The following is a 12,998-nucleotide window of genomic DNA, read 5'->3' as shown; positions in this document are numbered from 1 at the left end:
CCGACACCTCGGCTGACGCTCAGCGACCCGGGCCGTCGCCCAGCGCGCGGGCCAGCGCGATCGGCAGGGCGAGCGACTCGCCGTCCTTGCCGCCCGCGCCGATCACCAGCGGCGGGTCCCGCGGCGGCACCGACGCGCCGCGCAGTGCCGCCTGCAGCGACGCCGGGACGCTCAGCACGTAGAACTCGCCGTCGACGCCGACGGCGACGCTCTCGTCCCGGCGCAAGTACCACCCGCGCAGGTGGGTGCGGTACCGGTGGCGCCCGTCATAGCTGCGGGCACGCAGCGGCGCCGGCTCGACGCCGCGTTCGCGCGCCTGGCGCACGAACGCGGCGATCAGCGTGCGGGCACGGTCGGACTCGGCCACCCGGCGCCGCTCGAGCGCCTCGGCATGCACTGCGGCGGCCTCGCTGCGCTGCTCACGCCAGCTCGCCGCGTCCGGAGTGCTCATCCGTGGACCTCCTCGCCGTGCCGGGATCAGCCGTCCGAGGGCTTGGCGCCGTCCGCGGCCTTGCTGCTCTCAGCCGGCTTGCTGCTCTCTGCCGGCTTGCTGCTCTCTGCCGGCATGGACTTGGCGCCACCAGCAGTCTTCGCGCTGTCGGCAGGCTTGGCGCTGTCAGACGGCTTGTCGGCCGCCTTCCGCGTGCCGTTGTCCGAGGCCTTGCCCGCCGGCTTCGCGTCGCGAGCCACTGCAGGCTGGGCGACTGCGGGCTGGGACGCCGTCGAGGCCGCCGAGACGGGCGCCGGACGCACCTTGCCCACGGGGCGCACGGACCGCAGCGTCCCCGTGCTCGCGGGCGGGGTGGGCTGCTCGGTCCGCGTCGCGGCGGGGCGGTCACTCTGCGCCGCGGCGAACTGGGCCTCGGCCTTCTCGGCCTGCTCCAGGGTCTGACGAGTGGGGACGGGGTCGTTCCCCAGCAGGTTCCGCAGCTCGTCCAGGTAGGACGTGATCGACTCGCGCTGGCGGTTGAGGTCCTCGACCTGGCGCTGGGCCGACGTGCGCTCGCGCTCGGCCTCCGTCATCGCCTCGGTGAGCTGCTTCTCGGCGTGCTCACGCGCCTCGGCGACCACGCGGTCCGCGTTGCGGCGCGCGTTGCTGAGCAGCTCCTTCGCGTGGGCCTCGGAGTCGGTGCGGACCTTCTCCGCCTGCTGGAGCGCCTTCGCCACGCGCTGCTCGGCCTCGCTGGCGTGCGCCTCGGCGTCCCCGACCAGGCGCTCGGTCTCCCGGCGCGCCGCCTCGTGCCGCTCGGCGTCGGCGCGCTCGGCTGCCTCGCGGCGTGCCGCGATGGACAGCTCGGCGTCGGTCAGCGCCTCCTCCGTCTGCCGGACCAGCGCGTCGGCGCTGGCCTTGGCCGTCGCCGTCATCTCGGCGACAGTGCGGTGCGTCTCGGTGAGCTGGCGCTCCACCTCGACACGGGTGCTCTCGCGCAGCTCGGCGGTCTCCCGCTCGGCCTGCTCGCGCAGCTCCGCGACCTCGCGCTGCGCGGTGTCCCGCAGCTCGGTGGTCTCGCGCTCGGCGGCGGCGCGCAGGTGCTGCGTCTCGTGCTCGGCACGCTCGCGCAGCTCGGCGGTCTCCCGCTCGGCCTGGGCGCGGACCTCCACCGAGTAGTGCTCGGCCTCCAGGCGCATCGAGGTGATGGACTGCTCGGCCTCCGACCGGGCGGCGGCGACCTCGTCGGCCGTCGCGGCGCGCAGCTCGCCAGTCTCCCGCTCGGCGCTGGCCCGCACGTAGCCGGCGTACTGCTCGGCCTCGGCGCGCAGCGCGGTGACCTCGGCGGCGACGCGCTGCTCCAGGGCGGCGGTCTCGCGCTCGGCCTTGGAGCGGACGTTGTCGGCGTACTCGTGCGCCTCGGCGCGCAGCGACGTGACCTCGGCGGCGATGGCCTGGCGCGCCTCGGCGACCTCGGTGGCGGCGACCGAGCGCTGCATCGCCGCGAACCGCTCGGCGTCGGCGCGCATCGCGGCGATCTCGGCGTCCGCGCGCTGCCGCAGCGCTGTGGTGTCGGCCTCGGCCCCCTGCCGCAGGTCCTGGGCGTACCGCTCGGCCTCGGCGCGCTCGGCGCTCGTCTCGGCCTCGGTGCGGGTGCGCAGCTCGGTGGCGGCGCGCTCGGTGGAGATGCGCAGCTCGGTGGCCTCGCGCTCGACGGTGGCCCGCAACGTCCCGAGCTCGCGCTCGAGCGTGCTCCGGCGCTCGCTCTCCTCGGTGGTGATCGCGCTCTGGATGCGCGCGGCCTCGCGCTCGGCGGAGCCGACGAGCTCCTCGGCGCGGCGCTGGGCGGCGGCGAGCGCGCTCTCCGCCTCGGCGTTGGCGGTGCTGCGGACCTCCTCCGCCTCCCGGCGGGCCGTCCCGAGCAGCTCGGCGACCTCGTTCTCGGCACGGGCGCGGAGCTGGCCCGCGGCGAGCTTGGCCCGCGCCAGGGCGTCCGAGGCCTGCGCGTTGGCCTGCTGGACCACGTCGGAGGACTGCTCCTCGGCCGAGCGCAGCAGGTGCTCGATGCGCGAGCCCAGGCCGGAGTAGGTGGGACGCTCCGCCTCACGGAGCTGGCGGTGCGCCTCCGAGAGCTCCCCGGCGACCTGCATGGTGCGGGAGTCCAATGACTCGACCTGCGCGCGAGCGTCCGCCAACGCCTTCTCCAGCGCCTCGATCCGGGCATCGACCGGGGCTCGTTCGTAGCCACGGAAGTTGACGACGGGGAAGGGTGAACGGTCCTCTGCCACGGGGGATCCTCCTGGGCGCTTGAGCGCCGGTCCGGGACGGCCTCGATCAAGGCTCGGCACGGTCGGCCGGTAGTCCGGCGCCAGGATACTGGCCGGTTACGGGGGAGTCCTCCACATCGCCGGGCGGCGAGCCGGTTCCGGGGGTGACGGGTTCGTCCGGAAGCATCCAGCGCCCTCGTCTACCCTGGCGGTCGACGTTCGGGAGGATCCTGCGTGCTCCATCGACTTACTGCCGCCATTCTCAGCGCCCTCGGCCTGCTCGTCATCGGCCTCGGCGTCGCGTCCGCGACGGTGTGGCGGGGCGACGACGTGCTCGTGGCCTCGGCCACCCCCCAGGGGGACGCCCATCTGCTCGTGGCCGACCCCGGCGTGCTCGATCTTGCGGATCCGGTCACCGTGACGGTCGAGGCCCCGGGCGACACGCCGGTGGCCATCGCCGTCGGCCGCGACACCGATGTGTCGGGCTGGGTGGGGGAAGACGCGCACGTGCGCGTCACCGGCCTGTCCAGCTGGGACCAGCTCCGCACTGAGGACGTGGCAGGCACGGGCGCCGCCGATGACACGGCGACTGACGAGGGCACCGCGCCTGAGGAGAGCACCGCGCCTGAGGAGAGCACCGCGCCTGAGGAGAGCACCGCGCCTGAAGACGGCGCGACCGAAGACGGCGCCGTGCCCGAGGACGGCGCTGTGCCCGAGGGCGACGCCGCGGCCGAGGGCGCCGACGAGGCCGTGACGGCCGCCGACCCCCGTGGCTCCGACCTGTGGGTGGCGGAGGCGACGGGGAACGGCACGGCCACGCTCACCTGGGAGGACCAGCCGGGGCGCTGGAGCCTGCTCGTGGCGAGCGTCGGCTCTGACGCCCCCACCCTGACGCTGTCGTGGCCGCGCGCCGTGACCACGCCGTGGCTCGTGCCGGCACTGGTCGTCGGCGGCCTCCTGATCGCCGCTGGCCTCTTCCTTGGCGTGCGGCAGTGGCGGCGCGCCCGCCGCGGCCAGGCCGAGCCCGAGTGGCACCCCGTCTTGACCGGCGCCATCCCCGCCATCACGGGCACCGTGGGCTCGCGCGGATCCACCGCCGGGCTCACGCGGCGACAGCTCCGCGAGCTCAGCTCCGCTGGCGCCGCAGCGGCTCCCAGCCGCCAGGGCGCCGACCGCGCTCATGACGCCGACTCCACTGCCGCGGAGGCCCCGACGTCCGACAGGTCGCCCATATCGGCCCCGTCGGCGCCCAGCTCTCCGGCTGCGACCCCCGCGCGCGCGACATCCGGCGCGCCCGCCGACGCCGCATCCGTCGCCGGCGCGACCTCGGCGGGACCTGCACGCCCCGCTTCCGCCGGCCACGACGGTCAGGCTCCAGCGGGCCGCCTCGACGCGAATCCCACGGGGCCCGGCCCAGCCCACGTGCCCGGCCCCGCGACACCGTCGTGGCTCTCTCGGCGTGGGCCCGATCGCGCCGATGCGACTACCACAGGCCATCGCGCGCAGAGCCCGGCGCCGTCGGCGGCCACGCCCTCACCAGCGTCACCCGCCGCGCCGTCACCCGCTGCGCCGTCACCCACCGCTGCTTCGGACGACCGGCCCGCGTCGCGTCGGCCGTCGTGGCTGCTCGGCCGCCCGGCCGACGAGGCTCCTGCCGCGGCGGCCGTGCCGCTGCCTTCCCATGTGAGCGGGGCGGCGGCCCCGTCCGCGCGGCCGGCAGGCCCTGACGTCCCTGCCGGGAGCCCGTCCGCCCTGGACGACGCCACGCCCGACCCGCGCCGTCGACGCGAGATGCCGACGCTGGGCAGCCGTTGGGTCTCCCGCGGCGCCCGGCCCTCGTCGCCGGTGCCCGAGCCCTCGGAGCCGGGCCAGCCCGGCGGGACGACCCGCCCGCTGTCGCGCGCCGAGCTCCGTCGGGCAGGAGTCGACGGCCCCCGGCCGGCAGCCGAGCCGCGGGGCGTGTCCGCCGGACCCGCCTGGGGCGCCGTGCCCCCGACGGGCAGCCGTCCCGACGCCGCCGACACCCGCGGCCCCGGTGGCCCGGCCGGCTCGACCCCGTCCGCCGCCCAGCCCAGCTGGTCCCACGTCGGCGACCCCGAGGGCGCCGCGCCCCGGGGCGACGCCTGGCGCCGGGCCTGGGGCATCCCCGGGGGCATCACCCCCGCCGACGACGAGCCGGGCCGCGACCCGGAGGAGAGTGAGCACAGATGACCTCCCGGATCCGCCGCGCCCGCGCCGGGGCCGTGGTCCTCGCGGGCTGCCTCGCCCTGGGGGCGTGCTCGAGCCCGCTCCCGCAGCCGCAGCCGGAGGCGGCCCAGGCCGTGGCGCCTCCGGTGCTGACCGCCGCGCAGTCCGAGAATGTCCTCACTCGTCTGGGCGAGGTCTTGGCCGAGGCGGACGCCGCGCTCGACCCGGCCCTGCTCGCCGAGCGGGTCACGGGACCGGCGCTGGCCGCCCGCACGGCTGAGTACGTCCGGGCCACCGCGACCGCGGGGGCCAAGTTGCCCACCGTGCTGCCCGTCGCGGCGCAGTCGAGCATCGTGCCGGACACCACCACGTGGCCGCGCACCCAGCTCGTCGTGACGGAGCAGCCCGAGGACCTGCAGGCGCCGCGCATCCTGGTGCTGCAGCAGGCGTCGCCTCGCGAGCCCTACAAGTTGTGGGGCTGGGCGCGGTTGGGCGGCGGCGTGCAGATGCCGCGCACGGCAGACATCGAGATCGGCAGCAACCCGGTGGCGCTCGACGACGAGACGCTCGTCGTGAAGCCGGCAGACCTGGTCGCGCAGTATGTCGACGTGCTGACGAACGGTGACGCGTCGCCGCATGCCGCGACGTTCGCCTCGGACTTCTTCCGCACGACGATCGAGGGTCGGCGCGCGGAGTCGCAGGCGAGCGTGGAGGCCGTCGGCACGGCCACCGAGACGTACACCCCGGTGGGCGATGTCATCGCGCTGTCCACGGCCGACGGGGGAGCGCTCGTGGTGGCCGAGATGAGCACGGTGACGACCCTGGCGATCACGCGGGGGAGTCTCACGCTCACCGACCCGTTCGAGGTGGCGTTGGCTGGCAAGGCCAGTGTCGGGAACAATCTCTCCAGGACGTGGTCGGACGTCATCGTCTTCTACGTGCCGCCCACAGGCTCGGTGACGACACAGGTCCAGGTGCTCGCCGCCGAGCACTCCCTCACCGCCGTCACCGGCGAGTGAGCCACACGCCCACGCAGGAGAACTGACGATGAGCCAGCCGCCGAGCCAGCAGCCGCCCCTCGATGTCCGGGGCGCGATCGACCTCTCGGGTCTCGCGCGCCCGTCCACGCCGCCGCCGGGCGCCCCGGGCGGCCCGCCCGCCCCGGGTCCGTACACGGTGGACGTCGACGAGGCCAGCTTCCCCGCGCTCGTCCAGTCCTCGACGCAATACCCGGTCGTGGTGCTGCTCTGGGCGGCGTGGAGCGAGGTGAGCACGGCGCTGGCCCGCGACCTGGGGGCCCTCGCCGCCGAGCATGACGGCAGGTTCCTGCTCGCGCGCATCGATGTCGAGGCCAACCCGCAGGTGGCACAGGCCTTCCAGGCGCAGTCGGTGCCGATGGTCGTCGCGGTGCTCGCCGGTCAGCCGCTCCCGCTGTTCCAGGGCGCCCTCCCGATGGACCAGGTCCGCGGGGTGCTCGACCAGGTCCTCGCCGCCGCCGCGGCAAACGGGATCACCGGGGTCGCGCCGCTGGCCGACCAGGCCGCCCCGGCCGACGTGCCGGCCGAAGAGGAGGAGCCGCCGCTTCCCCCGCTGCACCAGGCCGCCTTCGACGCGATCGAGCGCGACGACCTCGCTGCAGCCCAAGAGGCGTACACGCAGGCGCTCCAGGAGAACCCGCGCGACGACATGGCGCGGGCTGGCCTCGCCCAGGTCGGCCTGCTCGAGCGGACCCGTGACGCCGACCTGGCCGCTGCCCGCGCCGCCGCTGCCGCGAACCAGTCCGATGTCGCCGCCCAGCTCCTGGTCGCCGACCTCGATGTGCTGGGTGGGAAGGTCGAGGACGCCTTCGCGCGCCTGATCGACGTCGTCCGGGTCACCGCGGGCGACGAGCGCGAGGCCGTGCGGCAGCGACTCGTCGACCTGTTCGAGGTCGCCGGCGGGGACGACCCCCGGGTGGTGGCGGCCCGGCGAGCGCTCGCGAACGCGTTGTACTGAGCGCGCGGCCCTGTGCGGGCCGACGTGGTGGAGGGGCCGGCGCCCGCGCGATCTACGCGTCCAGCGCCGGCCCTTCGACGTTCCGGCTGCTCAACGACCTGGATGCGCCCGTGACTCAGATCACGGCTTGCTCGCTTGACGCTCGGCGCGACCCACTCGTAATGTTCTGGATGTCGCCCGGCAGGGAGGAACGGACACGAGGAGAGATCCTCGGAGGCCGGTCCCGCGGAGCGGCCACCCAGGTGTCATCGAGATCGCGACCATGTCGTGGTCTCGGAACGATGCCCGGTCAGAGACGCGGTCTCACCCCGAGGATCAGCCGGAAGCGGCGGGTTTGACGGAGGGAAGCGGCTCGGCTAAGTTTGAACGGTTGCCTCCGAGCGAGCAGCGGACACCGAGGGAAGGACCTCGGCGGCCGATCGCCGGAGCAGCCACCCACACACCACGATCGCAGCGGTCTCGCCGCTGTGAGAGTGTCGCGCTGGGAACGGAGGAGCTCCTCCAGTTCGGTGCCTCGAATGAGGGACTTGACTGAGGGAAGCATCTCCGGTAGGTTAGAACGGTTGCCTCCGGGCAGGTTGCGAGGCCTGCAGGATGCGCGTCTGTTCCTTGAGAACTCAACAGTGTGCCAAGTAGTCGATGCCAAGATGGTTCATCGTCTGGTGGTTCCCCGCTTTTCGGTGGGGGGTTGCTGGTTGGTGAGTCTTGGTTGACTGAGTGTGTCGTCCACCCCGTGGGTGGCATGCTCGAATCAGCCGAATTAACTGGTCCTGCTTTCGAGTGGGGCTGTTTCGTGTGTCGGTTTCCTTGCCGCTTCGGTGGCAGGGTGCCATGAGACATCTACGGAGAGTTTGATTCTGGCTCAGGACGAACGCTGGCGGCGTGCTTAACACATGCAAGTCGAACGGTGATGACAGGGCTTGCCTTGTCTGATCAGTGGCGAACGGGTGAGTAACACGTGAGTAACCTGCCCTTGACTCTGGAATAACCGCGGGAAACGGCGGCTAATACCGGATACGAGACGCACAGGCATCTGTAGCGTCTGGAAAGATTTATCGGTCAAGGATGGGCTCGCGGCCTATCAGCTTGTTGGTGGGGTGAAGGCCTACCAAGGCGACGACGGGTAGCCGGCCTGAGAGGGCGACCGGCCACACTGGGACTGAGATACGGCCCAGACTCCTACGGGAGGCAGCAGTGGGGAATATTGCACAGTGGGCGGAGGCCTGATGCAGCGACGCCGCGGGAGGGATGACGGCGTTCGGGTTGTAAACCTCTTTCAGCAGGGAAGAAGCGAAAGTGACGGTACCTGCAGAAGAAGCGCCGGCTAACTACGTGCCAGCAGCCGCGGTAATACGTAGGGCGCAAGCGTTGGCCGGAATTAGTGGGCGTAAAGAGCTCGTAGGCGGTTTGTCGCGTCTGCTGTGAAAACCTGAGGCTCAACCTCGGGCTTGCAGTGGGTACGGGCAGACTAGAGTGCGGTAGGGGTGACTGGAATTCCTGGTGTAGCGGTGGAATGCGCAGATATCAGGAGGAACACCGATGGCGAAGGCAGGTCACTGGGCCGCAACTGACGCTGAGGAGCGAAAGCATGGGGAGCGAACAGGATTAGATACCCTGGTAGTCCATGCCGTAAACGTTGGGCACTAGGTGTGGGGCTCATTCCACGAGTTCCGTGCCGCAGCAAACGCATTAAGTGCCCCGCCTGGGGAGTACGGCCGCAAGGCTAAAACTCAAAGAAATTGACGGGGGCCCGCACAAGCGGCGGAGCATGCGGATTAATTCGATGCAACGCGAAGAACCTTACCAAGGCTTGACATACACCGGAAAAGTGCAGAGATGTGCTCCCCGCAAGGTCGGTGTACAGGTGGTGCATGGTTGTCGTCAGCTCGTGTCGTGAGATGTTGGGTTAAGTCCCGCAACGAGCGCAACCCTCGTCCTATGTTGCCAGCGGGTCATGCCGGGGACTCATAGGAGACTGCCGGGGTCAACTCGGAGGAAGGTGGGGATGACGTCAAATCATCATGCCCCTTATGTCTTGGGCTTCACGCATGCTACAATGGCCGGTACAAAGGGCTGCGATACCGCGAGGTGGAGCGAATCCCAAAAAGCCGGTCTCAGTTCGGATTGGGGTCTGCAACTCGACCCCATGAAGTCGGAGTCGCTAGTAATCGCAGATCAGCAACGCTGCGGTGAATACGTTCCCGGGCCTTGTACACACCGCCCGTCAAGTCACGAAAGTCGGTAACACCCGAAGCCGGTGGCCCAACTCGCAAGAGGGGGAGCCGTCGAAGGTGGGACTGGCGATTGGGACTAAGTCGTAACAAGGTAGCCGTACCGGAAGGTGCGGCTGGATCACCTCCTTTCTAAGGAGCATCTGGCCAGGTCTCTTCGGGGGCCGGGTCCAGGCCCATGTCCCTGGCCGAACGAGCCGGGGGTGGAGCTCAAGGGTGGAACATCGACTATGGCCGGCCGCGATGCGGCCTCCTTCTAGTACGTCCCGGGCTTGCCCGGTTCTGGAACGCGGGGGGTCGTGTGAGGGGTGGGCTTGGCGCACTGTTGGGTCCTGAGGGAACAGCCGGAAGGTTGTTGTCTCGGGTTGCCCCGCTGGCTCGTCTTCGGATGGGTTGCGGTGGGGTGGCTGGATACGGGTCCGTGTGATCGGTCGAACCGCCCAGGTGTTCTTGGGCAGGCGCCGGTGTCAGCACGGGGATCGTTCGTAGCTTGAGAACTGCACAGTGGACGCGAGCATCTTTGTAGAAATTATTGTGGTCAAGTTTTTAAGGGCACAGGGTGGATGCCTTGGCACTAGGAGCCGATGAAGGACGTAGTAGCCTGCGATAAGCCTCGGGGAGTTGGCAAACGAACCGTGATCCGAGGATCTCCGAATGGGGAAACCCCGCTGGAGTCATGTCCAGTGACCCGCACCTGAATATATAGGGTGTGTGGAGGGAACGTCGGGAAGTGAAACATCTCAGTACCGACAGGAAGAGATATTCCGTGAGTAGTGGCGAGCGAAAGCGGATCAGGCCAAACCGTATGCGTGTGATAGCCGGCAGGCGTTGCGTGTGCGGGGTTGTGGGACCTTTCAGCTGGTTCTGCCGAATCAGCAGGGAGTCAGAAAGCCGCGTTATAGTCGAAGGGCATTGAAAGGCCCGGCACAGAGGGTGTGACCCCCGTAGACGAAATGACGCGGCCTCCCGAAGGGGATCCCAAGTAGCACGGGGCCCGAGAAATCCCGTGTGAATCCGGCAAGACCACTTGCTAAGCCTAAATACTACCTAGTGACCGATAGCGGACAAGTACCGTGAGGGAAAGGTGAAAAGTACCCCGGGAGGGGAGTGAAATAGTACCTGAAACCGTGTGCCTACAATCCGTTGGAGCCTCCCTAGCAGGGGTGACAGCGTGCCTTTTGAAGAATGAGCCTGCGAGTTAGTGGTACGTGGCGAGGTTAACCCGTGTGGGGAAGCCGTAGCGAAAGCGAGTCCGAATAGGGCGATTCAGTCGCGTGCTCTAGACCCGAAGCGAAGTGATCTAGCCATGGGCAGGTTGAAGCGCGGGTAAGACCGCGTGGAGGACCGAACCCACTTGGGTTGAAAACCGAGGGGATGACCTGTGGTTAGGGGTGAAAGGCCAATCAAACTTCGTGATAGCTGGTTCTCCCCGAAATGCATTTAGGTGCAGCGTCACGTGTTTCTTACCGGAGGTAGAGCTACTGGATAGCCGATGGGCCCCACAAGGTTACTGACGTTAGCCAAACTCCGAATGCCGGTAAGTGAGAGCGTGGCAGTGAGACTGCGGGGGATAAGCTCCGTAGTCGAGAGGGAAACAGCCCAGACCACCAGCTAAGGCCCCTAAGCGTATGCTAAGTGGGAAAGGATGTGGAGTTGCACAGACAACCAGGAGGTTGGCTTAGAAGCAGCCACCCTTGAAAGAGTGCGTAATAGCTCACTGGTCAAGTGATTCCGCGCCGACAATGTAGCGGGGCTCAAGCATACCGCCGAAGCTGTGGCATTCACACAATAGCTCAGCCCCCTTGTGGGGTTCAGGCGTGTGGATGGGTAGGGGAGCGTCGTGTGGCGAGTGAAGTCGCGGGGTGACCCAGCGGTGGACGCCACACGAGTGAGAATGCAGGCATGAGTAGCGAAAGACGGGTGAGAAACCCGTCCGCCGAATGACCAAGGGTTCCAGGGCCAGGCTAATCCGCCCTGGGTAAGTCGGGACCTAAGGCGAGGCCGACAGGCGTAGTCGATGGACAACGGGTTGATATTCCCGTACCGGCGAAGAACCGCCCATACCGACCCCGGTGATGCTAAGCGCCCGAAGCCGTCCATCGTCCCTTCGGGGACACCGGGCGGGGGAGCGCGCGACCCGAGCCGGCAGTAGGTAAGCGCATTAACAGGGGTGACGCAGGAAGGTAGCCCAGCGTGGCGATGGTAGTCCACGTCCAAGGTTGTAGGGCGAGAGGTAGGCAAATCCGCCTCTCACATAGCCTGAGAACTGATGGTGACCGCGAATGCGGGATGATTGGGTGATCCTATGCTGCCAAGAAAAGCCTCGGCGCGAGGTTCTAGCCGCCCGTACCCTAAACCGACTCAGGTGGTCAGGTAGAGAATACTAAGGCGATCGAGAGAATCGTGGTTAAGGAACTCGGCAAAATGCCCCCGTAACTTCGGGAGAAGGGGGGCCCGAAGCGTGATCCCACTTGCTGGGGGAGCGTGGACGGCCGCAGAGACCAGGGGAAAGCGACTGTTTACTAAAAACACAGGTCCGTGCGAAGTCGCAAGACGATGTATACGGACTGACGCCTGCCCGGTGCTGGAAGGTTAAGAGGACGGGTCAGCCGCAAGGCGAAGCTCAGAATTTAAGCCCCAGTAAACGGCGGTGGTAACTATAACCATCCTAAGGTAGCGAAATTCCTTGTCGGGTAAGTTCCGACCTGCACGAATGGCGTAACGACTTTCCCGCTGTCTCAACCGCGAACTCGGCGAAATTGCACTACGAGTAAAGATGCTCGTTACGCGCAGCAGGACGGAAAGACCCCGGGACCTTTACTATAGCTTGGTATTGGTGTTCGGTGCGGCTTGTGTAGGATAGGTGGGAGACTGTGAAGCCGGCACGCCAGTGTCGGTGGAGTCAACGTTGAAATACCACTCTGGTCGCTCTGGATATCTAACCTCGGTCCGTCATCCGGACCAGGGACAGTGCCTGGTGGGTAGTTTAACTGGGGCGGTTGCCTCCTAAAATGTAACGGAGGCGCTCAAAGGTTCCCTCAGCCTGGTTGGCAATCAGGTGTCGAGTGCAAGTGCACAAGGGAGCTTGACTGTGAGACTGACAGGTCGAGCAGGGACGAAAGTCGGAACTAGTGATCCGGCGGTGGCTTGTGGAAGCGCCGTCGCTCAACGGATAAAAGGTACCCCGGGGATAACAGGCTGATCTTGCCCAAGAGTCCATATCGACGGCATGGTTTGGCACCTCGATGTCGGCTCGTCGCATCCTGGGGCTGGAGTAGGTCCCAAGGGTTGGGCTGTTCGCCCATTAAAGCGGTACGCGAGCTGGGTTTAGAACGTCGTGAGACAGTTCGGTCCCTATCCGCTGCGCGCGCAGGAAACTTGAGAAGGGCTGTCCCTAGTACGAGAGGACCGGGACGGACGAACCTCTGGTGTGCCAGTTGTTCCGCCAGGAGCACGGCTGGTTGGCTACGTTCGGAAGGGATAACCGCTGAAAGCATCTAAGCGGGAAGCCTGCTTCAAGATGAGGTTTCCATGGGGACTAGTGCCCCGAGAGGCTCCCAGCTAGACCACTGGGTAGATAGGCCGGATGTGGAAGGCAGGACGAAAGACTGCTGGAGCTGACCGGTACTAATAAGCCGATGACTTCACCACACTACATTGCTACGCGTCCACTGTGCGGTTCCCGAGATACGAACGGGAATCATCCCGAGATTCATATCTCCATAGAGTTACGGCGGTCATAGCGAGGGGGAAACGCCCGGTCCCATTCCGAACCCGGAAGCTAAGCCCCTCTGCGCCGATGGTACTGCACTCGCCAGGGTGTGGGAGAGTAGGTCGCCGCCGGAACATCATTCAGAAAGAGCCACCCCTATGGGGTGGCTCTTTCTG

At 67.9% G+C, this 12,998-nt stretch carries 5 protein-coding genes and 3 rRNA genes; 6 read left to right on the top strand and 2 right to left on the bottom strand.

The annotated features are described in order from the left end of the window. Positions 1–19: 19 nt before the first annotated feature. On the bottom strand, positions 20–451 hold the full coding sequence (locus BN3788_RS08515; protein WP_066584519.1) for a hypothetical protein: 432 nt from the start codon (positions 449–451) through the stop codon (positions 20–22). A 26-nt stretch (positions 452–477) separates the two neighbouring features. Further along, positions 478–2,718: a hypothetical protein gene (locus BN3788_RS08510; protein WP_187138373.1), complete on the bottom strand. Its 2,241-nt coding sequence runs from the start codon at positions 2,716–2,718 to the stop codon at positions 478–480. 213 nt (positions 2,719–2,931) lie between these two features. Between BN3788_RS08510 and BN3788_RS19265 the strand changes: the two genes are divergently transcribed. The 6 genes from BN3788_RS19265 to rrf all read left to right on the top strand — a co-directional run bounded on the left by BN3788_RS19265 (position 2,932) and on the right by rrf (position 12,956). After that, positions 2,932–4,908 (top strand): hypothetical protein, encoded by a 1,977-nt coding sequence (locus BN3788_RS19265; RefSeq protein WP_066584516.1) that lies wholly within the window; start codon positions 2,932–2,934, stop codon positions 4,906–4,908. Continuing rightward, positions 4,905–5,903, top strand: a complete 999-nt coding sequence (locus tag BN3788_RS08500; RefSeq protein WP_066584514.1) for a hypothetical protein — start codon at positions 4,905–4,907, stop codon at positions 5,901–5,903. Before BN3788_RS19265 ends, BN3788_RS08500 begins: the two co-directional genes overlap by 4 nt. 28 nt (positions 5,904–5,931) lie before the next feature. Continuing rightward, positions 5,932–6,879, top strand: coding sequence for a tetratricopeptide repeat protein (locus tag BN3788_RS08495; protein ID WP_066584506.1), 948 nt, complete (start codon positions 5,932–5,934; stop codon positions 6,877–6,879). Positions 6,880–7,718: 839 nt separating this feature from the next. After that, positions 7,719–9,242: ribosomal RNA gene (locus tag BN3788_RS08490) — 16S ribosomal RNA — on the top strand. A 404-nt stretch (positions 9,243–9,646) separates the two neighbouring features. Next, positions 9,647–12,761: ribosomal RNA gene (locus BN3788_RS08485) — 23S ribosomal RNA — on the top strand. A gap of 78 nt (positions 12,762–12,839) precedes the next feature. After that, positions 12,840–12,956, top strand: a 5S ribosomal RNA gene (rrf, locus tag BN3788_RS08480). Together the 16S, 23S and 5S rRNA genes form the textbook arrangement of a ribosomal RNA operon. Positions 12,957–12,998: the final 42 nt, after the last annotated feature.

It is taken from the genome of Cellulomonas timonensis, from assembly GCF_900046455.1.
Taxonomy (GTDB): Bacteria; Actinomycetota; Actinomycetes; order Actinomycetales; family Cellulomonadaceae; genus Cellulomonas_A; species Cellulomonas_A timonensis.
Note: the sequence above shows the minus strand (reverse complement) of the source record. Positions and strands in the feature narration are given on the sequence as shown.